17 protein-coding genes are annotated in these 21,525 nt (G+C 65.8%); 9 read left to right on the forward strand and 8 right to left on the reverse strand.

Annotated elements, in window-relative coordinates:
• Window positions 1-2: 2 nt before the first annotated feature.
• The 3 genes from CMV14_RS18925 to CMV14_RS18935 all read right to left on the reverse strand — a co-directional run bounded on the left by CMV14_RS18925 (window position 3) and on the right by CMV14_RS18935 (window position 3,011).
• Window positions 3-1,295 carry an acyl-CoA dehydrogenase family protein gene (locus CMV14_RS18925; RefSeq protein WP_066961162.1) on the reverse strand — a complete coding sequence of 431 codons (1,293 nt, stop codon included), beginning with the start codon at window positions 1,293-1,295 and terminating at the stop codon, window positions 3-5.
• A gap of 35 nt (window positions 1,296-1,330) precedes the next feature.
• Window positions 1,331-2,101 (reverse strand): helix-turn-helix transcriptional regulator, encoded by a 771-nt coding sequence (locus CMV14_RS18930; protein WP_238147091.1) that lies wholly within the window; start codon window positions 2,099-2,101, stop codon window positions 1,331-1,333.
• Window positions 2,102-2,231: 130 nt separating this feature from the next.
• Window positions 2,232-3,011 (reverse strand): helix-turn-helix transcriptional regulator, encoded by a 780-nt coding sequence (locus tag CMV14_RS18935; protein ID WP_066961167.1) that lies wholly within the window; start codon window positions 3,009-3,011, stop codon window positions 2,232-2,234.
• 126 nt (window positions 3,012-3,137) lie between these two features.
• On the opposite strand from CMV14_RS18935, the gene CMV14_RS18940 reads away from it, so the two are divergent.
• Window positions 3,138-4,295, forward strand: coding sequence for an iron-containing alcohol dehydrogenase (locus CMV14_RS18940; RefSeq protein WP_066961524.1), 1,158 nt, complete (start codon window positions 3,138-3,140; stop codon window positions 4,293-4,295).
• Here CMV14_RS18940 and CMV14_RS18945 read toward each other — a convergent pair.
• Window positions 4,274-5,095: a sugar phosphate isomerase/epimerase family protein gene (locus tag CMV14_RS18945; protein ID WP_066961170.1), complete on the reverse strand. Its 822-nt coding sequence runs from the start codon at window positions 5,093-5,095 to the stop codon at window positions 4,274-4,276. The two genes, CMV14_RS18940 and CMV14_RS18945, sit on opposite strands and share 22 nt — an antisense overlap.
• Before the next feature lie 189 nt (window positions 5,096-5,284).
• Between CMV14_RS18945 and CMV14_RS18950 the strand changes: the two genes are divergently transcribed.
• From CMV14_RS18950 to CMV14_RS18975, 6 genes are all read left to right on the forward strand, one after another.
• Window positions 5,285-6,457 (forward strand): amidohydrolase family protein, encoded by a 1,173-nt coding sequence (locus CMV14_RS18950; RefSeq protein WP_066961174.1) that lies wholly within the window; start codon window positions 5,285-5,287, stop codon window positions 6,455-6,457.
• 147 nt (window positions 6,458-6,604) lie between these two features.
• Window positions 6,605-7,939: a CaiB/BaiF CoA transferase family protein gene (locus tag CMV14_RS18955; RefSeq protein ID WP_066961177.1), complete on the forward strand. Its 1,335-nt coding sequence runs from the start codon at window positions 6,605-6,607 to the stop codon at window positions 7,937-7,939.
• Window positions 7,939-9,153 carry a CaiB/BaiF CoA transferase family protein gene (locus CMV14_RS18960; RefSeq protein ID WP_066961181.1) on the forward strand — a complete coding sequence of 405 codons (1,215 nt, stop codon included), beginning with the start codon at window positions 7,939-7,941 and terminating at the stop codon, window positions 9,151-9,153. Before CMV14_RS18955 ends, CMV14_RS18960 begins: the two co-directional genes overlap by 1 nt.
• Before the next feature lie 16 nt (window positions 9,154-9,169).
• Window positions 9,170-9,481 (forward strand): hypothetical protein, encoded by a 312-nt coding sequence (locus CMV14_RS18965; protein WP_066961527.1) that lies wholly within the window; start codon window positions 9,170-9,172, stop codon window positions 9,479-9,481.
• A gap of 12 nt (window positions 9,482-9,493) precedes the next feature.
• On the forward strand, window positions 9,494-10,978 hold the full coding sequence (locus CMV14_RS18970) for a class I adenylate-forming enzyme family protein (protein ID WP_066961185.1): 1,485 nt from the start codon (window positions 9,494-9,496) through the stop codon (window positions 10,976-10,978).
• A 136-nt stretch (window positions 10,979-11,114) separates the two neighbouring features.
• A complete protein-coding gene (locus CMV14_RS18975) occupies window positions 11,115-11,936 on the forward strand; it encodes an SDR family NAD(P)-dependent oxidoreductase (protein ID WP_066961188.1) in 822 nt (273 codons plus the stop codon).
• A gap of 67 nt (window positions 11,937-12,003) precedes the next feature.
• Here CMV14_RS18975 and CMV14_RS18980 read toward each other — a convergent pair whose 3' ends face one another.
• On the reverse strand, window positions 12,004-13,257 hold the full coding sequence (locus CMV14_RS18980; protein WP_066961190.1) for a cytochrome P450: 1,254 nt from the start codon (window positions 13,255-13,257) through the stop codon (window positions 12,004-12,006).
• A gap of 21 nt (window positions 13,258-13,278) precedes the next feature.
• Window positions 13,279-14,901 carry a GMC family oxidoreductase gene (locus CMV14_RS18985; protein WP_066961193.1) on the reverse strand — a complete coding sequence of 541 codons (1,623 nt, stop codon included), beginning with the start codon at window positions 14,899-14,901 and terminating at the stop codon, window positions 13,279-13,281.
• A gap of 281 nt (window positions 14,902-15,182) precedes the next feature.
• Between CMV14_RS18985 and CMV14_RS18990 the strand changes: the two genes are divergently transcribed.
• Complete coding sequence (locus CMV14_RS18990) at window positions 15,183-17,639, forward strand: TonB-dependent receptor (RefSeq protein ID WP_176489051.1); 2,457 nt, start codon at window positions 15,183-15,185, stop codon at window positions 17,637-17,639.
• Between the two features lie 155 nt (window positions 17,640-17,794).
• On the opposite strand, the gene CMV14_RS18995 is transcribed toward CMV14_RS18990, so the two are convergent.
• The gene (locus CMV14_RS18995; RefSeq protein WP_066961531.1) at window positions 17,795-19,132 is read right to left on the reverse strand and encodes an FAD-dependent oxidoreductase; all 1,338 of its coding nucleotides are present in this window, start codon (window positions 19,130-19,132) and stop codon (window positions 17,795-17,797) included.
• A gap of 376 nt (window positions 19,133-19,508) precedes the next feature.
• Between CMV14_RS18995 and CMV14_RS19000 the strand changes: the two genes are divergently transcribed.
• Window positions 19,509-20,282, forward strand: a complete 774-nt coding sequence (locus CMV14_RS19000; RefSeq protein WP_066961198.1) for a helix-turn-helix transcriptional regulator — start codon at window positions 19,509-19,511, stop codon at window positions 20,280-20,282.
• A 34-nt stretch (window positions 20,283-20,316) separates the two neighbouring features.
• Here CMV14_RS19000 and CMV14_RS19005 read toward each other — a convergent pair whose 3' ends face one another.
• Entirely contained in the window at window positions 20,317-21,525 is a 1,209-nt protein-coding gene (locus CMV14_RS19005; protein WP_066961201.1) for an acyl-CoA dehydrogenase family protein, read from the reverse strand.

The following is a 21,525-nucleotide window of genomic DNA, read 5'->3' on the forward strand; positions in this document are numbered from 1 at the left end:
CCTCAGGCGGCGATGTCCTGCTCGACCCAGTCGGCATATTTCTTGAGCGCGGCTTCGCGCTGATAGGGAATATAGCCGGTGGGGAAGAGATCGTCGGTGCCCTTGTGCTCGCGCAGGGTCAGCTTGGCGACGGTGAGCTTGTGTATCTCGGTGGGGCCGTCGGCCAGGCCGGTATGGTAGCTGTCCATCACCTGATCGATGAACGGCATGTCTGGCGTCAGGCCCAGCGAACCATGGATCTGCAAGGCGCGCGAGGCGACGTCGTGCATCACCTTGGGCATCAGCACCTTCACCGCCGCGATGTCGCGCAGCACCTTCTTATAGTCGTTATACTCGTCGATCTTCCACGCGGTCTGGAGGAGCAGCAGCCGGAACTGCTCGATCTCCATCCAGCTGTCGCCGATTTTCTCCTGCACCAGCTGCTTCTCGGACAGCAGGCCGCCCTGGGTGAAGCGGCTCAGCGCCCGCTCGCACATCATGTCGAGTGCCTTCTTGCACTGCGCCAGGGTCCGCATCGCATGGTGGATGCGGCCGCCGCCGAGCCGCGTCTGCGCGACGGTGAAGCCGCCGCCCCGCTCGCCGAGCAGATGGTCCCTGGGCACGCGCACGTCGGTGTAGCGGAGATAGGCGTGGCTCGGCCAGGCGCTGTTGCCGTGCGGCATGTTCTTGACGATTTCCAGCCCCGGCGTGTCGGCGGGGACGATGAACGCCGACAACCGATTGTGGCGTGCGGCGTCCGGATCGGTCACCGCCATGGTGATCAGGAAGCTCGCGACATGGGCATGGCTGGAGAACCATTTCTCGCCGTTGATCACCCATTCGTCGCCGACCAGCTCGGCCTTGCAGGTGAACTGGGTCGGGTCCGATCCGCCACGCGGCTCGGTCATCGAGAAACAGGAGACGATATCGTTGTCGAGCAGCGGCTGCAGATATTTCGCCTTCTGCGCCTCGGTCCCGAATTTGGCCAATATCTCGCCATTACCGGTATCTGGCGCCTGGATACCGAACACGGTCGGCCCAAACGCCGATCGGCCGAGTATCTCGTTCATCAGCGCCAGCTTGAGCTGGCCATAGCCCTGGCCGCCATGGTCGGGCTCGAGATGACAGGCCCACAGCTGCTGCTCGCGCACCTTGGCCTGCAGCGGCTTCACGATCGCGTTGCGGCGCGCATTATGGACGTCGTAGGGGCTGAAGTCGCAGATATGGTCGAGCGGTTCGACCTCCTCGCGGACGAAGCGCTCGATCCAGTCGAGCTTCGCCTGGAATATGGGATCGGTCGAAAAGCCCCAGCTCATGTCGTTTCCTTCTTCATTCTTTCGGGGAAGCGGCGTCAGGCGCTCATCGCTATGTAGCCGAGCTGCGCCGCCCGGAAGACCGTGTGGTTCCGGTTGGCCGCGTTGAGCTTCAGTGCCGCATTGTGGATGTGGAAGCGGACGGTCGCGCGGCTGCGCGACATGATCATCCCGATCTCGACGTCGGTCTTGCCCAGTGCCGCCCATTTCAGGCACTCGACCTCACGCCGGCTGAGCGAGTCCGTCGTCGAGAGGCTGAGGCTGTCGCCGGTCACGCGATTATAGCCGGTGATGAACGGCCGGACGATCGCCGCCAGCGTGTCGGCATGCGTGGCGAACTCGGCGGCCAGGTCGGTCTGGCGCGGATCGCGCGGAATGAAGGCGACCGCGCCGATCCCGCCGAACGGCATATGGACCGGCACGACCAGCGCGGCGTGAACCAGGCTGCGCCGCTCGAAACTGCCAAGGTCGATGCGGTCGAGCAGCCGGTTGGGCGCCATGGTGCGGAATCCTTCGGAATTGCACCAGAAGGGCTCGCTTTCATAACGGCATGCGACATGCAGCGGGGAATCGAGCGTACGCCGCAGCACGCCGCTCCAGATGTCGCCGCCCACCTCCCAGCCGAACACTGCCGATGCCAGCGGCCGCCCCTCCGCATCGCGCATCGGCTCGCAACGGGTCATGCTCGGCAGCGCGGCGACGCGCCAGTCGGCCATCCCATCGGCGATCGCCCGCAACGCCTCGGCGGCGGGCGCGATATCGGCGGCGCGGCGGATTCTTACCCGATCGAGATGAGTCAAATCCAGCATCCGCCCCGTCTCCCACATGCATCGCCTGTTGGCACGAAGGCTATGAGCCCATACCCAGTTCAGCAAGATCATAATCAGGAATTAGCCGGGACCGCGAAAGCTGTCCCTTGTGACAGGGCGGAGGCGGCCATCAGTTTTCGGTGAAGTTTGTGCCGATATAACCGAGCCGCGCCGCCTTGAAGATGGTCTGGCTGCGGTTGACCGTATCGAGCTTGATCGCGGCGTTCTGGATATGGAAGCGGACCGTTGCGCGGCTGCGCGACAGCATGGCACCGATCTCGTGATCGGTCTTGCCGATCGCCGCAAGCCGCAGGCACTCCACCTCGCGTTCGCTCAAGGTCGCATCGACCGGCAGGCTCTTGGGCGGGCCCATGGTGCGAACATAGCCGGCAATGAAGGTGCGCGCGATAACGCCCAGTACATCGCCATAGGCTTCATATTCGCGGGACAGGTCGGTCCGTTCCATCGAGCGCGGCTGGAAGCTCGCCGCGCCGATCTGGCCGAACGGCAGATGCACCGGCACGACGATCGCTGACGGGGTGAGGCCCCGCCGCTGGAAATCGGTCAGGTCGACCGAGTCGAGCAGCGGATTGGGTATCTGGGTCCGGATGCCGTCGGCATTGATCCAGAAGGGCTCGCTTTCATAACGGCAGGCCAGCGCCAGCGGCGAATGGAGCGCGTGACGGGGATTGCGCCACCAGCGATCGAGCTCATGCCCGGTCCAGCCGAAAACGCTGGTCGCCAGCACATGGCCGTCGGCGTCGAGCATCTGTTGTCTGACCGCAATATTATGCGCCATCGCCACCCTGAGATCGACGAGATCGCGCACCATTTCCTGCACCCGCAGCGCAGCGGGCCGGACATCCGCCGGGGAACCAATGCGGATCGCGTCCAGATTGATATCGTGCATGGCGCCATGATCCACCCTTGGCGGCCCGATACGAACTGGAGGATGTGCTAGTATGGCGATCCTGGTTTTGCAGAGGCACGGCTTTAGCGGCTATCGTCCGCCCGCCACCGCATGGAAGGAATGAATATGCCCGCGATAAACCTGCCCCGCATCATCAGGGTAGGCGGCGGCGCGCTGGCGGAATTGCCCGAAGCGCTGCACCAGTGCCAGCTCGCCCGGCCTTTCATCGTCACCGATCCCTTCATGCGCGACAGCGGCATGCTCGACCGGTTGCTCGGCGTCCTGGCGCAGGCGGGAATCGAACCGCGCTGCTTCACCGAGACCGAGCCCGACCCCACCGTCGCACTGATCGACCGCGCGCTCGCCGCGCTGCACGAGGGCGAGCATGATTGCGTTATCGGCTTCGGCGGCGGCAGCCCGATCGACACCGCCAAGGCGATCGCCTGGCGGGCGGTCCATCCCATCCCCTATGCGGAGATGAAGGCCCCCACCCAGAATGACCGGCCAGGCCTGACGATCGTCGCCGTCCCGACCACGGCGGGGACGGGATCCGAAGCGACCCGCTTCACCATCGTCACCGATGAGGAAAGCGACGAGAAGATGCTGTGCATCGGCCTGGGCTTCCTGCCGACCATCGCGATCGTCGACCACGAACTGACCCATGGCAAACCGCGCCGGCTGACCGCCGACACCGGCATCGATTCGCTGACCCATGCGATCGAGGCCTATGTTTCGCGCCGCGCCAACCCCTTTTCCGACGCAATGGCGCTGTCGGCAATGCGGCTGATCGCGCCGAATATCCGCCGCGTCTGCGCCGATCCGGGCGATTGTGAAGCGCGCGCCGCCATGATGGAGGGCGCGCTGCACGCCGGCATCGCCTTCTCCAACGCCTCGGTGGGGCTGGTCCATGGCATGAGCCGGCCGATCGGCGCCTTCTTCCACGTGCCCCACGGACTGTCGAACGCGATGCTGCTGCCCGCCGTCACCGCCTTCTCCGCGCCCGCCGCGCTGCCGCGCTACACCGACTGCGCGCGCGCCATGGGCCTCGCCGATGCCGAGGAAGGCGACCAGTCGGCCGTGGCGAAGCTGGTCGAGGAACTCGCCGCGCTCAACGCCGACCTCGATGTGCCGACCCCGGCGGCCTATGGCATCGATCCCGCACGCTGGAACGAACGCATCCCGCTGATGGCAAGCCAGGCGATCGCCTCCGGCTCCCCCGCCAATAATCCGCGCATCGCCGACGCCACCGAGATCGAGGCGATCTACGCGTCGCTCTGGAGGTGAGCCGCCCTGGCGAGAATCCTCTCCGCCGCCTCGCGCGCCCGGCGGGCATAGGCCACCGCGCCCTCCGCCGCGAGCCGGGCGTGGTTCGGGGCCTCGATGCTGATCGGCACCTCGGGCCGTAGTGCCGCCAGCGCGCCGATGACGTCGCCGCCGCCCTCGCCCGGCAGCAGGCGATGCTGCAGCGTTTCGCGGATGCGATCACCTTTGGCCTGGGGAGCTTGGGCGGGAGCGTCGCAGAGCTGCACCTGACGGACCAGCGCCCGATGGCGGACCATCGCGGCCCGATCGCCGCCGCCGCGCAGGTGGTGGATGATGTCGAACATGATCCCAGCATTGCCGGCGCCGCTGCGGGCGACCAGATCAGCCGCCTCATCGATCGTCCGGATCGCGGTGAAGGGCACGAACTCGACGTCGACGATAAGGCCGAATTCAGCGGCGAACTCGCAGAGTGCGGCGAACCTGTCGACCGCGCGGGCCGGATCGGAGTCGGTGACGACCGCGCAAAGATGGCGCGCGCCGAAGCCCGCGCCGATCTCCAGCCCGGCCCCGAGCGCCGCGATGTCGGTGGCACCGTCGAGCCCCACCCATTCAAGCTCACTGATCACCAGCCCTTCGCCATCGAGGATGCGTCGCACGTCGGCGATGGTGGTGGGCGATCGCACCAGCGCCGGTGCGTCGAGCGCTCCCTGACCCTCGATCACCCGTAGCCCGGCATGGCGGAATCCGACCTGCGCCGCGACCCGCAGGAATTCGGCGGGGCCGATTCCGGTCAGCGTTTCCGGCGCGAGCGCGAACTGCATTCCAGCCTCCTTGCCGTGTACAGAAGGCCATGCGCCGAGCCGTTTTTCGCCCTGACCTATTGAATAGGTCAGGTGAGGCGCGGCACGGCCTCGATTGTAATTCCTGATGATAATCTACATAAACCACTCAACCTGGCGCGGCCGATTCGACCGCCGCGACCAGCCACGCGAGCGGATGAGGATTTCGCCATGAACATGATGACCAACAATTATCGGATCATCGACGTCGATACCCATGTCGTCGAACCCTATGACCTGTGGACGTCCCGGGTTTCGAGCAAATATGGCGATGCCGTTCCCCATGTCCGCAACGTCGATGGCACCGATTACTGGTTCTTTGGCGACAAGCGGGCCGGTGGCGCCGGATCGCCCGCGATGGCCGGCTGGCATGAGCATCCTCCCTTTCACCCGCGTACCCTGAGCGAAGCGCACCGCTATACCTGGGACCAGACCGAACGCCTGAAGGTCATGGACGACTACGGCATCCAGGCGCAGGTGCTGTTCCCCAACGTCATCTTCTTCGAGGCCGGCACGCTGGTGAAGCTGGAGAGCCAGCAGCTGATGCTCGATTCCGTCAAGGCCTATAACGACTGGCAGACCGACTATGCCAGCGTCGCGCCCGACCGCTTCCTGCCGCAGGCGATCCTGCCCTTCTGGGATCTCGACGAGACGCTGAAGGAGCTGGAGCGCTGCAAGAAGATGGGCCATCGCGGCCTCGTCTTCACCTCGGAACCGCATTGCTTCGCCCAGCCCAAGCTGACCAACAAGCATTGGGACAAGCTGTGGGCCGCCGCCCAGGAAATGGGCATGCCGGTCAACTTCCACATCGGATCGGGCGACCATGAGGTCAACAAGGTGATGGACGCGTCGACCCCGGTCCATGCCGACTATGCCTCGATGGGCGTGCTGTTCTTCATGGGCAACGCCGCCGCGATCACCCAGATCATCTGCGGCGGCATCTGCCAGCGCTTCCCGAACCTCAATTTCGTCTCGGTCGAAAGCGGCGTGGGCTGGCTGCCCTTCGCGATCGCTTCACTCGACTGGCAGTGGATCAACTGCGGCGTGCCCCAGGAGCATGGCGACGTCTATGACCTGCTGCCGAGCGAATATTTCAAGCGCCAGATCTACGGCAGCTTCTGGTTCGAGCAGAACCCGCTGGTGAAGTTCGCGATCGACCAGCTCGGCCCGGATAACATCCTGTACGAGACCGATTTCCCGCATCCGACCAGCATGAGCCCCGGGCCGGCGACCTCGGCGCAGCGTCCGCCCGAATATCTGGAGGACGTTTTCAAGGGCGTGCCCCAGGACCAGGTTCAGAAGATCCTGCACGACAACGCGGCGCGCATCTACCACCTCGACTGATGCACGCGCTGGGAATTGGGCGACTGGCCAATGTCACAGTGATCCGGTCGCCGCGTTTCCCATAAGGCTCCGCTCGGCGGCACCCCGGCCCCCCTGGGGTGTCGCCAACCGGTCGAAAGGGCCCGGCGACGGGCAGGAGTAAGGTGAATGACGAGTGTTGCTGAACAGCGGGCCGCGGTGACGGCGGCTGCGGCGGCTGATCCGGCCCGCCACCCCCGGCCGTCGCGCCCACCGCTCGAAGGCATAAGGATCGCGGATTTCTGCTGGATGGGGGTCGGCGCTGTCGCTACCCGCCTGCTCGCCGATTTCGGCGCGGAGGTGATCCGCATCGAGGACCGCAACCGGCTCGACATGCCGCGTCGCCTGCCGATCTACAAGGGTGGCAATGCCCGCACCTATGGCGAGGAAGACGCCGACCCCGATCCCAACAAGGGCGGCCTGTTCAACAATTACAACCGCAACAAGCTCGGCATCACCATCAACATGCGCGACAAGCGCGGCCGCGAGCTTTGCGAAAGGCTGATCCGCACCTCCTCGGTCGTCACCGAGAATTTCGCGCCCGGCGTGATGGAACGCTGGGGCCTGACCTACGACGCGGTGAAGGAACTCGTCCCCAACGTCATCATGGCGCGGATGAGCGGCTTCGGCCATTCGGGCCCGCATGCCGAGTTCAAGAGCTTCGGCCCCGTCGTCCAGGCGGTGAGCGGCCTCTCCTATATCAGCGGGCTTCCCGGCCAGGAGCCGTCGGGCTGGGGAATGTCCTACATGGACAACATGGCCGCCTATTATAATGCGGCGGCGCTGCTGATGGCGATCTACCACCGCAACAACACCGGCGAAGGCACCGAGATCGACGTCTCGGCGATCGAGGCGGGCATCAACCTGGTCGGTCCGGTGCTGCTGGACGTGTCCGTCAACGGCCGCAAGACGCGCGACCGCGCCTACCCCACCGGCAACCGGCTGGAGTTTCAGGAGGCCGCGCCCCATGGCGTCTTCCCGACCCGTGGCGATGACCGCTGGATCGCGATCAGCGTCTTCAACCAGAATGAATGGCAGGGCCTCGTCGCCGAGATGGGCTCGCCCGCCTGGGCCTTCGAGCCGCGCTTCGCGACCCAGGCCGATCGCTACGCCAACCAGGATGCGCTGGAAGAAGCGCTGGCAGCCTTCACCCGCACGCGTGAACGCTATGATCTGATGCACCGCCTCCAGGCGCGCGGCGTGGCCGCCTCGGTCGTCCAGAATGCCGAGGACCTCAACGAGCATGACCCGCAGACCGCCGAGCGCGGCCTGTTCTTCGAGATGGACCATCCGGTGATCGGCCCCGCCCGCTTCGAGGGTACGCCGATCCGCTTCTCGCGCCTTGAGCAGGAGAATTGGCGCTCGGCTCCACTGCTCGGCGAGGACAACCGCTATGTGACCCGCGAGATATTGGGTCTCAGCGAGGAGCAATACGAAACCTATGCCGCGGAAGGGGTGATCTGATGCAGGCGACTTCCGAGCGGACCCTGCCCGCGCCCTATGCGGGCCTGAAGGTGATCGAGCTGGCCGAAGATACCGGCGGTGAGTTCCTTGGCCGCACCCTGGCCGAGATGGGCGCCGACGTCACCAAGGCCGAACCGCCCGAGGGATCGCCGACCCGGCGGATCGGCCCCTTCGCCAAGGGCGAGGCGGGGCCGGACCGCAGCCTCCATTTCTGGCTGTACAACAGCAACAAACGCAGTGTGACGATCGATCTTGGCGAGACCGGGATCGAGGCGCTCGCGCCGCTGCTCGACGATGCCGATATCTTCATTTCCACCCTCCAGCCCGCGCGGCTGGCGGCGGCCGGGCTCGATCTCGACGCCCTGTCGGCACTCTTCCCGCGCCTCATTATCGTCTCGGTCACGCCATATGGGCTTACCGGCCCGTGGAAGGACTATAAGGCGTCGAACCTCACCGGCCTCGCCGGGGGCGGCCCGCTGAACATGTGCGGCTATGACGATCATTCGATCCCGCCGATCAATCCGGGCGGCGACCAGGCCTATCACAGCGCGACGGCATTCGGGCATATCGGCACCCTGCTGGCGCTGCTCGACCGGCAGCGCACCGGGCTCGGCCAGATCGTCGACGTCGCGATGCACAATGCCGCGACGATGAACGTCGAACTGGCCAATCCCTTCTGGTTCTATCCCCGGGTCAACGTCCAGCGGCAGACCTGTCGCCACGCCCAGCCCTCGCCCACCCAGTCGGCGCTGTTCCAGTGCGCCGACGGCCGTTACGTCTATTACACGCTGATCCTGTCCGACAGCCGCGCATGGGACATGCTGGTCGCGTGGATGGACCAGAAAGGCATGGCGGCGATGCTGACCGAGCCCGAGTTCAAGGACATCGCCTACAGGCAGCAGCGGTTCGACGAGATCCAGTCGCTCGTCGAATGTTTCTTCCTGTGCCACGACAGCCGTGAGATGTATCTGGAGGGCCAGGCCCAGGGCTTACCGGTCGGGCTGATGAACGCACCCGAGGACCTGTTCGAGGACGAACATCTCCGCGCGCGCGATTTCTTCGTGCCCGTCGACATGGGCGGGGATGTCGGCGTCGTCGAATATCCCGGCGACAGCTACCGCTTCACCGCCTTCGGCAGCGTGCCGCGTGCCCGCGCGCCGAAGCTCGGCGAACATGACCACGAACTGCTTGGCCACCGCGCGGCGGCCGAATGAGAAGGGATCGAGCAGCATGACCAAGCCCACCCCCGGATCGCGCTGGAAGAGCGCGGTATGCGACACCGAAGCGGTCGTCGTGCGCCCGGCCAGCAGCGGCGCGGTGCCCGAATGCGGCGGCGTGGCGATGGTCCCTGCGGCCGAGGCGAAGCCCGACGGCGGCACCATCGCCGCCGGCTTCGACGGCGGATCTCAGATGGGCAAGCGCTATCATGACGAGGCCACCGGCATGGAGGCGCTTTGCACCAAGGCGGGCCAGGGCACGCTCGGCGTCGAGGGCCGCGCCTTTGCCCTGAAGGAAGCCAAGAAGCTTCCCTCTTCGGACTGAGGACTCCCCATCATGAACATCGCGCTGCTCATGGAAATGGCGGCATCAGGCCTGGGCGATCGCACCGCGATCGTCTCGGGTGGCCAGAAGCTGAGCTATGACGAACTCCAGCGCCGCGCGTTGATCAGCGCGGAACTGTTCGCGGCCAGGGCCGGCGAGAAGATCGCCTATGTGGGCGTCAACTCGATCGCCTTCCCGCTCGCGCTGTTCGGCAGCGCGCTGGCCGGCAAGCCGTTCACTCCGCTGAACTATCGCCTGCCCGACACCGAATTGCGTCGACTGGTCGCGCGCACCGCCCCCGCGACGCTGGTGGCTGACGACGACATGGCCCCGCGCGTGGCTGGGATCGACGGGGTCGAAGTCGTCACCGTCTCCGAACTGCTCGCCGCCGCGCCGCAACCCGCCGGCTTCGTCCCCGCCGAACATGAGATCGCGGTGCTGCTGTTCACCAGCGGCACGACCGGCGAACCCAAGGCCGGCGTGCTGCGCCACGCGAACCTCACCTCCTATGTCATCTCGACCGTCGAGTTCATGGCCGCGGGCGAGGATGAGGCGGCGCTGGTCAGCGTGCCGCCCTATCATATCGCCGGCATCTCGGCGGTGCTCACCTCGATCTATGCGGGCCGCACGCTGGTCCAGCTTCCGGCCTTCACGCCCGAGGGATGGGTGGAAGCGGCGGCCGAGCACGGCGTGACCCAGGCGATGGTGGTGCCGACCATGCTGGGCCGCATCCTCGACACGCTCGATCAGGAAGGCAAGGACCTGCCCGCGATGCGCCACCTGTCCTATGGGGGCGGCCGCATGCCCGAGCCGGTGATCCGGCGCGCGATGGCGAAGCTGCCGAATGTCTCCTTCGTCAATGCCTATGGGTTGACCGAGACCAGCTCGACCATAGCCTTCCTGAGCCCCGAGGATCATCGCGCCGCGATTGCTTCCGATGATCCGAAATGGCAACGGCGGCTGTCCTCGGTCGGCATCCCGATCCCATCGATCGAACTCGACATCCGCGATCCCGAAGGCCAGCCGGTGCCGCGCGGTACCGCAGGCGAGATCTGGGTGCGCGGAGAGCAGGTGTCGGGCGAATATCTGGGCCGCTCGGCGCTGCGCGAGGGGGGCTGGTATCCCACCAACGATGCCGGCTGGATGGACGAGGACGGCTATCTGTTCGTCGAGGGCCGACTGGACGACGTGATCGTGCGCGGCGGCGAGAACATCTCCCCCGGCGAGATCGAGGATGTGCTGCGTGAGCATCCGGCGGTTGCCGACGTGGCCGTGCTCGGCGTGCCCGACGACGAATGGGGCGAGGCGGTCGCCGCCGTGCTGGTCGTTCGCGAACCGACCCCGGCCGAGGAACTGCGCGACTGGGTCAAGACCCGCCTGCGCTCGACCAAGGTGCCGGGCCTCGTCCTGTTCCGCGACGCGCTGCCGTATAATGACACGGGCAAGCTGCTGCGCCGGGTGCTCAAGCAGGAGCTGGTTCCCGCCCAGGCTGCGTGAGGCGACAGCTCCGCAACGAGCGTCGGCCCGGCGAAGGCCGGGGGCAACGATATCGATCGAACGCCTCTACGCAAAAGACTAGCTTCAGTCCCTCGTCTCGCTGGTGCATCTCCACGCCGACACAGAGGAGCCGAGCATGACCACCCGCACCACCGACGTCGCAACCTTTCCGACCCATGAGGACCGCTTCCGCCTCGACGGGCGCACGGTGTTCCTGTCGGGCGCGGCTGGGCATCTCGGCCGGGCCATGGCGATCGGCTTTGCCCAGGCGGGCGCGCATGTGATCCTCAACGGGCGCACCGCTTCCAAGCTGCAGGAATTCGCCGACGAACTGGCGGCCGCCGGCCATTCGGCCTCGATCGCCGCCTTCGACGTGATGGACCGCGACGCGGCCAACGCCTTCCTCGGCGGGCTCGACCGGCTGGACGTCCTCGTAAACAACGCGATCACCGGGCTCGGCCCGTCGGCCAGTTCGTCGCTGGAGGCTTTCCGCGCGATGGTCGACAGCGGCCTGATCGCCTCCCAGGACAATGTCACCAACGCCCTGCCCGCGCTCGAGGCGGCAGTCGCCGCGACCGGCTCGGCCTCGATCATCAACATCACCTCGATCTGGGCCCATGTCAGCCCCACACCGTCCCTCTATGAGGGCACCGGCCGCCTGACCCCGCCGCAATATGCCGCGACCAAGGGCGGCCTGCTCCAGCTGACCCGCTATCTCGCAGTGCAGCTCGCTCCCAAGAAGATCAGGGTCAATTCGCTGAGCCCGGGCATCTTCCCCTGGGATGACATCACCAACAACGAGCCGGATTTCGTGGAGCGTATCTCGCAAGGGTCACCGATGCGGCGGCTCGGCGAGGCGTGCGAGCTGACCGGCCCGGCGGTGTTCCTCGCCTCCGACGCCTCGACCTACATGACCGGCGCGGATCTGCTGATCGATGGCGGCTGGACGGCCTGGTAAGAGCCGCCCCCGGCTTCTTCCATAAGCCTTCCACTCTTCCCGCAAGGGCGAGCGGAAGGCTTTTCATTCACCTCGCGCGGCGAAAACGGATCGGTAGCCGCTCGATATTGCGATGGCGCCAGTTGGCCATGTGCGGATTGGGCAGGTCCTCGGCCAGCTCGATATCCTCGATCCGGCGCAGGATGGTCGAGAACGCGATCTGCAGCTCCATCTTCGCCAGCAGCCGGCCGGGGCAGGTGTGCGGCCCGAAGTTGAAGGTGATGTGCGATCCCGCCCCCTGCCGCTCGATGTCGAAGGCATGTGGGCAGGCGAACTTGCTGGGATCGTGATTGGCGCCCGACAGGCACAGGCCGATCAGCGCACCTTTCGGGATGGTCACGCCGTGCATCTCGACCTCGCGGGTGGTGATGCGCGGAAACACCGCGATCGAGGTGTCCATGCGCAGGGATTCCTCGACGAAATTCTTCATCAGATCGGGGTTCGCACGCAGCTTCGCCATCTGTTCCGGATGGGTGAGCAGCAGATAGAGCGAATTGCCGAGCATGTTGATGACGGTGCCGAAGCCGCCGGTGATCACGTCGCGCAGGACATTCTGCAGTTCCTGCTCCGTCAACGGCTGATTGTCGACATTCTCGCCGCTGTTCTCGATCACGATCCGGCTGAGCAGATCGCTTCCGGGCGAACGCTTGCGCTGCTCCATCACCTCATGGAGATAATGCTGCATCTCCAGCTCGGCTTCGGCACACTCGCGCAGTTCCTCCTCGGAGAGGACGTGATTGGTGATCCGCGATGTGGTCGTCGCCCATCGCAAGAAATTTTCGATGTTGTCCGGATCGAAGCCGAGATGCTCGGCGATGATCAGCGAGGGGAGCTGGAAGGCAAACTCGCGCATGAAGTCGCATTCGCCCCGATCGATGAAGCGATCGATCAGCATGTCAGTCACTTCCTGGATGCGCGGCTTCAGCGCCTCGACGTTGCGCGCGTTCAGGACCGAATCCAGATATTTGCGGACGCGCCGGTGCTCGGGCAGGTCGGCGCCGTTGAGCACCCGCTTGATCCCCCATCCCCGGCTCTCGAGAATGTCCTGGTACAGCTTCCACCGTTCGCCCTGGATCATGCCGTAGGACAGGTTGTTCGAGAAGGTGGCCGGATCGAGGCTGATCGCCTTGATGTCGTCGAAGCGCGAGACGAGATACACGTCGGTGCCCGGCATATTATACACCGGCGCCTCCTTCTGGAGGCGCTCGTAGAACTCGAACGACTCCTCCTGGAACTCCTTCGACATCAGGTCATAATCGTCGAGTGCCTTCATGGGCTTCATTCTTCCTCTCCTTCGGTCGCGCTAACCCGGCCGACGCATGTCCTCCGCGATCAGTTCGGCGGCGCGCCAGCCCACCGCCATGGCGGGCGCATTGGTGTTGCCTGAAATCAGGGTCGGCATGATCGAGCAGTCGGCCACACGCACGCCGTCGACGCCATGAACCCTCAGCCGCGGATCGACCACCGCGTCCCCACCCGGCCCCATCGAGCAGGTGCCGGTGGTGTGGTTGCCGGTGCGCGCGGTCAGGTCCATTTCGCGCGCGATCTCTTCGTCGCTGGCGGCCTGCGGGCCGGGTACCGTCTCGTGCGCTATAAACGGGGCCAGCGCCGGCTGTGCGAGCATTGTCCGCGCATAGCGCACCATGCGGATGATGCCGGTGCGGTCTTCGGGGGTCGCAAGCCAGTTGGGATGGATGGCGATCTGCTCGCCCGGGTCAGGTGAGCGGATGGCGACATGGCCTTCGCTGGTGGGCCGCAGCAGATAGGCGCCGGCGGTCAGGCCCGGTTCCGCCTCCAGCCCACCGACATAGCCCTGGCCCGGCACGATCGGCTCCATGCTGATCGGCGCAAAATAGAGCTGCACGTCGGGCCGGTCGAGCGAGGGATCGGTGCGGGCGAACGCCCCGACCTCGAACGGGCCGGTGCTGAGTATCCCGTCGCGCCGGAGCAGGTAGCGCGCCACGCTGGCCATGAGGCCCATGCCGCGCAGCCGCCGGTTGTGTCCCGGCTCGTCGCGAAGCCGGTAGCTCATCGAGAGGCCGATATGGTCGCGCATATGCGCGCCGACGCCGGGGCTGTCATGGACAACCGGCAACCCGAGTTGCTGGAGCAACGCGGCCGGGCCGACACCCGACAACTGGAGCAGTTTGGGGGACTGGATCGCGCCCGCCGACAGGATCACCTCCCGGTCGCAGCGGAACTCGACGACCTTTCCCCCCACCGACGCTCGCACGCCGATAGCGCGGCGTCCGTCCCAGACAATCCGCTCGGCATGGGCATCGCGCACGATATGGAGATTGGGTCGATGGCGAATCGGATCGAGGAAGGCCGCCGCCGCGCTCATCCGGCGGCCATCGGCTATGCTGTGCGCGAAATAGCCGATGCCTTCCTGCGAAAGTGCGTTGAAATCCTCGCTGCGGGGCAGCCCCATCTGCTCGCCGGCCGCGATGATCCTTTCGGCGAAGGGGTAGCGGTAGTGGCCGGCGGTGACGGGCAACGGCCCGCCCGCCCCGCGCGTCTCGCTGGCACCGAGGCTGTGGTCCTCCATCTCGCGGAAGACGCGCCACATCTCCGCGCCGTCCCAGCCCGCATTGCCCCGCGCCGCCCAGTCGTCATAATCCTGACGCTGGCCGCGAATGTAGATCATGCCGTTGATCGAGCTGGAGCCCCCCAGCACCCGCCCGCGCGGCCACATCTCCCCGGCGCGGCCACGATGCGGCTGCGGCTCGGTCGCGAAGTTCCAGGCTAGATCGGGGCGCAGCGCCGCCTTCGCGAAGCCCTTCGGCATCCGGACCAGGAAATGGCCCGGCCTGGCACCGGCTTCCAGCAGGATCACCGTGACGTCCGGATCGGCGCTCAGCCGGTTGGCGAGCACGCAGCCCGCCGAGCCGGCCCCTACGATGATAAAGTCCGCACGCTGGATCATGGTCCCTCCCAGCTTCCAGCCCTATCGAAAGACCCCGCCCGGGCCGGCCCGTTAAAAAGGCTAGGTCAGCGACGGAGGAACCTCCGGACGGCCGGGGACGAGGGCCGCGATGGTCATGAGAAATCGCATTCATGCTCGCTTCACGGCAACTGGCCTTTTGGCCAATGCGGTCGGACGCGCAGAGCCATTATATCGATCATCGCGTCTTCGCATCGACACGATATGCGCGGCGCAACTCAAGAGTGATGGGGCAACAAGACCCACAACGGAAGGGGATTTGCATGCAGGATTTCCGAGCAATGGCGTCGCGCAACCGCGCCAGCCTGAAGAGCAGCACCTTGCTGACCGCCGCCGCACTGTCAGCGGCTTTCGCGGCACCGGCATTTGCCCAGTCCGCTGCCACCGCCCCGCAGGCTGCCGGGGAAGCGGCATCGATCGCCGACGGTAGCGAGATCCTCGTTACCGCCCGCCGCCGCGCAGAGCGCCTGCAGGACGTGCCGGTCGCCGCGGCAGCCGTCAACGCCGCGCAGATCCGCCAATATGACATGACCACCCTGGCCAATATCCGCATCGTCGCACCGCAGATTTCGTTCGATCGCGGCTTCACCGGATCGGGCGCGTCGATCGCGCTGCGCGGCGTGAGTTCGTCGAACCTCGACGCCGGCATCGAGCAATCGGTGCTGCTGGACGTCGACGGCCTGCCGACTAGCCGTGGCCGCCTGCTGAACGACGCGATGTTCGACATCCAGGAAGTCACCGTGATGAAGGGCCCGCAGTCGCTGTTCTTCGGCAAGAACAGCCCCGCCGGCGTGGTCGCGCTGAAGAGCGCCGGCCCGACCTCCAGCTTCGAGGGCTATGCGCGCGTCGGCTATGAGTTCACCAACGACCAGTCGTCGATCGAGGCCGCGATATCGGGGCCGATCAACGAGAATTGGGGCTATCGCGTCGCCATCTACGGAAGCAACAGCGAAGGCTATATCCGGAACCAGAGCCCTGGCATCGCCGATCCGTTCCGCACGACCCCCGCGCTCCAGGCAGGGGGCACCTTCGTACCCGCCGGCTACAAGCGACTGGGCGCGGAAAAGAAGCTCTCCGGCCGTCTGACGCTCGCCTATGACAATGGCAACGGCTTTGATGCGACCTTCAAGCTGCTCGGCTCGCATTATTCCGGCCAGGGCCTGCAGTCCTTCTCCGAAGTCATGGGTTGTCCTGCGGGACGCACCCAGCCCGCCTCGTCGGGCCGGATCGATCCCTATGGCGACTGCAAGCTGAACGATCGCTCCTCGCAGGGCCACCTGCCGCCGGCGGTGGTAGCGGCCTGGCCCGAAATCCGCAGCTGGAACACGGGCGGTCCGTCGGCCCGGAACAAGTCCATCGTCCCGACGCTGTCGATGAACTACAAGGCCGGCGATATCACGCTGACCTCGGTCACCGGCCTCTACCATTATGATTTCCGCAGCTCGGGCAACGCGGATGCAACCGCCTATACCTTCTTCTGGTCGTACAACACGGAGAAGAACACCAGCTTCTACCAGGAAGTCCGCGCTGTCTCGGATTTCGAAGGTCCGCTGAACTTCGCCGCGGGCGGCCATTACGAGAATAACGACCGCACCTTCACGGTCGGCGGCTTCCTGGGCCCGATCGCAGCCGATCCGCGCAACGGCAGGCTGCACAGCCATGACAATATCCAGGACAACAAGAGCCACGCCTTCTCGGTCTTCGGCCAGCTGACCTACAAGTTCCTGGATAACTTCGAACTGGCGGGCGGCGCGCGCTATACCCGGGAAACCAAGAAGGCCGATCTGTCCAATGCCTTCGTGAACCGGAACCAGCTCGGCCTGAAGGCCGAAGGCGATCATATCATCGGCAAGCAGACCCAGACCAACACCTCGCCCGAAGCAACCCTGACCTGGCGTCCGTCGAGCACCCTGATGATCTACGGCGCCTACAAAACGGGCTATCTGTCGGGCGGCTTCTCCAATCTCGGCACGCTCGCCGCCAGCAACAACCTGGCCAATGTGACCTTCGGTGCGGAGAAGGCGGAAGGCTTCGAGCTCGGCACCAAGTTCCAGGCGTTCGATCGTGCCCTGTCCGGCTCGCTCACGGCCTATCGCTACAAATATAAGGGCCTGCAGCTGACCGCGCTCAACGCCGTCACCGCTGTGTTCCAGACCCAGAACGCGGCGAGCACCATCACCAAGGGTATCGAGCTGGAAGGTTCGTACCGGACGCCGATGGATGGGCTCACGCTCCGCGGCAGCGTCTCCTACAACCGCGCGGAATATGAGGATTTCGCGGGTGCGCAGTGCTACGCCGGTCAGACGGCGGCGCAGGGCTGCCTGCCGGTGCCGGGTTCAGCCACCGCGCGCGCGCAGGACCTCAGCGGCCGGGACGTCTATCGCGCGCCGCATTGGACGATCACGGGCGGCGGCGTCTACGACATACCGATGTCGAACGACTATAAGCTGTCGCTCAACGCCGACTATCGCTGGACTTCGGGCTATTATGCCTCGCTCCAGGAAAATCCGGCGGGCTATCAGAAGCGCTATCTGGTGCTGAACGCGGGTGCCCGCTTCAGCCCCGGCAGCGACAACTGGTCGCTGGCGGTGATCGGCCGCAACCTGACCAACAAGCGCTACGCGACGATCGGCGTCGACAAGCCGGGCGGCACCGGCGAGGTGTTCGCCGTGGCCGGCGAGCCCCGCGCGGTGGTCCTGCAAGCGGAGGTCCGCTTCTAGGCATCCTCTGAGATGGGAAAAGGGCCCGGTGCCGGGTGGCGCCGGGCCCTTTTTCTTTGTCCATCGCCCCGGCGGAGGGCGTGGCCGTGAGCGGTTCTTGCGAGCCACACCGGGCAGGGACCTTCGATGGCCCCGGCCTCCGCCGGGGCGGCGCTCTAACCGCCCATCACCGTTCCTGCCGCGCGCAATCCGGTGGTCAACGCCGCCGCCAGACCACCGCCATATCCGCCACGATAGACGTCGCCGACATCGGCGCCCGCCGCGAGCAGGCCGCCGACAGGAGCACCATCCGCCCTCAGCACACGCATCCGATCGTCGCAGCGCAGGCCGGCGAAAGTGAAGGTGATCGCCGGATAGACGATCAGCCCATAATAGGGCGCCCGCGCGAGCGGCTTGTGCGGCTGATGCACGCGGGGCGGCGAGAGATTCTCCCAATCCTCGCGGGCGCAGCGATTATAGTCGCTCAGCGTCGCGAGACATTGACCGCGGTCGAAGCCATGCGCTCCGGCGAAGGAGGCGATTTCGTCGAGCGTGTCCGCCACGATTCCTTCGCCGCCATGCTCCAGGGCGACCTGCATCCGGTCCTCGGGCGGTGCGACCTCGACGACGGCGGTGACGCCATGGGCCTGGTGGATCGCATCGTCCGACACCATCAGCGCCCGACCGCCCGGCTGCTGGAGAGTCTGGTGGGTGTTGGCGTGATCGCCCTCGCTCTCGTCGCAGAAGCGATGACCGGCCTCGTTGAGCAGCACCGTATAATCGCTGTGATATTGCGACAGCCGGGTGAACAGCCGCGGGTCGCCCCAGGCGGGGGAGCCGCTGACCAGATGGCCGTAGAAGCCGAGATTGCCCTTGGGCGCGTCGCCGCCCGCCGCCGTACCCAGCCGCAGTCCGGCACCATCGCTGGTGGGATTGGATCGCAGCAGCACGCTCCGCCCGTTGGGCCCCAGATAGGCTTCGCGCAGCTCGGCCGATCCCTGGAAACCGCCCGTGGACAGCAGCGTCCATGGCGCAAAGATATCCATCTCGCCGTCGGCATGCACGGTGTGCGCGCCGACCACGCGGCCTTCCGCGTCAGTCAGCAGCCGCTCGACCCTTGTATCGCGCACGACGATGCCGCCGGCGCCTTCCACCGTCACCACCGCCTGGGCGAAATGGCCGAGCAGATCGGCCTGGTAGCCCCGCCCGTTGAGTGGATTGACGACGTTGGACATATGCACGTCACGGCCGCGCAGCCAGGCGACGCCATCGCGGTAGCCCTGCGCCACCAGCGCCGAGAAAGCCGGATCGCCGCCGCCATGATAGGCCATCTTGGCGGTGGACTCGAGCGTCCAGAGGATGCCGCCCGACATGGCCGCCGATCCGCCGACCTCGGCCGCCGCCTCTATCACCACGACCCGCAACCCCGCTTCGGCCGCGCGCGCGGCGGCGCTGAGGCCGGCCATGCCGGCTCCGATCACGATTAGATCGAATGTGAGCTGCTCGTCCTGCATGGCCTCTTCCATCATGATTGTCGCGAGGGAGCATGCCGTTCCGGCCCTGATCCCGCCTACCGATCAAAAGGACAGGTCGGCCCGCCATTGGGAAGACCGATTCGAGGGAGGCGGCCTCGGAGAGCGCCTCGGATGGATGGAAAAGGCTGTGACGAAAGCCGCCACCGCACGCTGGAATCTCCATTTGGTAAATCGACCAATTTTTCCAGAAAACTGCCATTTCCAACCAGATTGACGGCTGCCTGGGAACTTTATCCGATCGTCCAAACATCTTAATTCATGATGATGATTGGCAGTTTTTCTTGCCGCCTCACCGGGACTGGGATATGGTTGTCCCCGACAGGCAAACAGCCAGCACAGATCGGGAGTGGTTGCCATGAATCCGCATGATATCGACTCGCTTCGCATCGCCACGCCGGCCGATGTGCGCCCCGCGGCCGAGGCCTTTTACGCGCTGGCGCGCGACCGCTTCGACTGTCGCGTCGCGACCTGCCACAACATCGCCGTCAAGCAGCTGATGCGCGATGCCGAGGGCAATATCCTGGCGACCGACGTGTTCGGCTGGACCGATGACGAGGACGACCGGTGGTGGCGGACCCCGCAGCTCGCGCTCGCCTCCCCGCTCACCACCGCCTGCCGCTATGAGAGCGATCCCTTCTGGTGCAATGGCGACGGCTTCTACACGATGCGTCCCAATCGCTGGCTCGACGGCATCGACCTCACCAATTTCGAGCGCCGCAGCTTCGCCCGCACGGCGATCGTGGTGCCGATCCACATGCCCTTCGGCCAGATCGGCGCGGTCAGCTTCACTTCGACCGATCCGTCGCGTACCGACTTGTCCGAGGAGTTCGCCGCCCATGGCGAGACGCTGGGCCTCTATTCGCGCGCCTTCATCACCTCCTACCAGCGGGTGATGGTCGCGCCCGAGCGGCTGCCGGTCGGCGGCACGATGCTGAGCAAGCGCGAGGTCGAATGCCTGCGCTGGGCGGCGATCGGCAAGACCGATTATGAGATCAGCCTGATCATGGCGCGCAGCCGCGCGACGGTGCGCTTTCACATCCACAATGCGGCGACCAAGCTCGATGCCGTGAACCGCAGCCAGACCGTCTTCAAGGCCGCCCAGCTTGGCTATATCGGGCTGAACAGCTGATCGCGACATAGCCGGGACGTTCCAATGCGGACGATCAGAGCCCAAGCACCGTCTTGGCGATGATCGTCCGCTGCACTTCGTTGCTGCCCCCGAAGATCGTCCAGGCCCGGCCATTGAGCGCGCGGGCCGGGGCAACCTGCGCCTCCTTGCTGCGGATCGGCGCCTCGCCGCCGGGCGCATAGAGCGGCCGCGCCGTCGACAGCTGCAGCCCGGCATAGCCGAATGCCGACATGGTCAGCGAGTCGATCTGCTGATGCAGCGTCGAAGCACACATCTTGACCAGCGACGTCTGCGGCCCCGGCGCCTTGCCCTCGGCGATCTCGGCGAGAATGCGCAGCTCCGTCATTTCCAGGGCCAACGCCTCCAGCTCGGTCCGTGCCAGCCGGGCCGCGAACAGCGGATCATCGAGCAGCGCGCCACCCGCGCCATCGCGCTCCTCCGCCGCGATCCGCCGCAAAGCTCCAAGCTCCGCCAGCAGGCGCGGCGCATGGCAGGAACCGCCGCGCTCGTTTTCCAGCAGGAACTTGGCGATCGTCCAGCCCTGCCCTTCATCGCCCACCCGATCGGCCACCGGCACCTTCACATCGTCGAAGAAGACCGCATTGACCTCATGGTCCCCAGCCATGCCGATGATCGGCTTCACCTCGACTCCCTGCTGCCGCATGTCGATCAACAGGAAGCTCATCCCGCGCTGCGGCTTCACCTCAGCGTCGGTACGCACCAGGCAGAAGATATGGTCGGCGAACTGGGCGTGGGTGGTCCACAGCTTGCTGCCGTTGACGATATAATGATCGCCGTCCCGCACCGCGCGCGTCTTCAGGCTGGCGAGATCCGAACCCGAGGAGGGCTCGGAAAAGCCCTGGCACCAATAATCCTCTCCCGACAATATGCGCGGCAGCAGGCTGCTCTTCTGCGCCTCCGTCCCGAAGGTCCAGAGAACGGGCGCCAGCAGCTTGAGGCTGAGGACGGGAAGATTGGGCGCGTCGGCGAGCGCCAGTTCCTTCTCGAAGATATAGCGCTGCACCGGCGTCCAGCCGGTACCGCCATGCTCGACCGGCCAGTTATAGCCGAGCCAGCCCTTCTCATGGAGAATCCGCTGCCAGACGAGGCCAATGTCGGGCTCGGCGAACACCACCGGGGTCGCGCGAGCGCCGGCGCGCAGATCGGGCGTAAGATGGGTGTCGAGGAATGCGATCACCTCCTCCCGAAAGCGCTGCTCCCCCTCGCTATACTCGAAATCCAT

The sequence above is a fragment of the Rhizorhabdus dicambivorans genome (assembly GCF_002355275.1).
Lineage (GTDB): Bacteria > Pseudomonadota > Alphaproteobacteria > Sphingomonadales > Sphingomonadaceae > Rhizorhabdus > Rhizorhabdus dicambivorans.

Bases quoted from the DNA above. Each gene is read 5' to 3' on its own strand.
- CMV14_RS18925 (WP_066961162.1), bottom strand. From the start codon at position 1,295: ATGAGCTGGGGCTTTTCGACCGATCCCATATTCCAGGCGAAGCTCGAC.
- CMV14_RS18930 (WP_238147091.1), bottom strand. From the start codon at position 2,101: ATGCTGGATTTGACTCATCTCGATCGGGTAAGAATCCGCCGCGCCGCC.
- CMV14_RS18935 (WP_066961167.1), bottom strand. From the start codon at position 3,011: ATGCACGATATCAATCTGGACGCGATCCGCATTGGTTCCCCGGCGGAT.
- CMV14_RS18940 (WP_066961524.1), top strand. From the start codon at position 3,138: ATGCCCGCGATAAACCTGCCCCGCATCATCAGGGTAGGCGGCGGCGCG.
- CMV14_RS18945 (WP_066961170.1), bottom strand. From the start codon at position 5,095: ATGCAGTTCGCGCTCGCGCCGGAAACGCTGACCGGAATCGGCCCCGCC.
- CMV14_RS18950 (WP_066961174.1), top strand. From the start codon at position 5,285: ATGAACATGATGACCAACAATTATCGGATCATCGACGTCGATACCCAT.
- CMV14_RS18955 (WP_066961177.1), top strand. From the start codon at position 6,605: ATGACGAGTGTTGCTGAACAGCGGGCCGCGGTGACGGCGGCTGCGGCG.
- CMV14_RS18960 (WP_066961181.1), top strand. From the start codon at position 7,939: ATGCAGGCGACTTCCGAGCGGACCCTGCCCGCGCCCTATGCGGGCCTG.
- CMV14_RS18965 (WP_066961527.1), top strand. From the start codon at position 9,170: ATGACCAAGCCCACCCCCGGATCGCGCTGGAAGAGCGCGGTATGCGAC.
- CMV14_RS18970 (WP_066961185.1), top strand. From the start codon at position 9,494: ATGAACATCGCGCTGCTCATGGAAATGGCGGCATCAGGCCTGGGCGAT.
- CMV14_RS18975 (WP_066961188.1), top strand. From the start codon at position 11,115: ATGACCACCCGCACCACCGACGTCGCAACCTTTCCGACCCATGAGGAC.
- CMV14_RS18980 (WP_066961190.1), bottom strand. From the start codon at position 13,257: ATGAAGCCCATGAAGGCACTCGACGATTATGACCTGATGTCGAAGGAG.
- CMV14_RS18985 (WP_066961193.1), bottom strand. From the start codon at position 14,901: ATGATCCAGCGTGCGGACTTTATCATCGTAGGGGCCGGCTCGGCGGGC.
- CMV14_RS18990 (WP_176489051.1), top strand. From the start codon at position 15,183: ATGCAGGATTTCCGAGCAATGGCGTCGCGCAACCGCGCCAGCCTGAAG.
- CMV14_RS18995 (WP_066961531.1), bottom strand. From the start codon at position 19,132: ATGCAGGACGAGCAGCTCACATTCGATCTAATCGTGATCGGAGCCGGC.
- CMV14_RS19000 (WP_066961198.1), top strand. From the start codon at position 19,509: ATGAATCCGCATGATATCGACTCGCTTCGCATCGCCACGCCGGCCGAT.
- CMV14_RS19005 (WP_066961201.1), bottom strand. From the start codon at position 21,525: ATGGATTTCGAGTATAGCGAGGGGGAGCAGCGCTTTCGGGAGGAGGTG.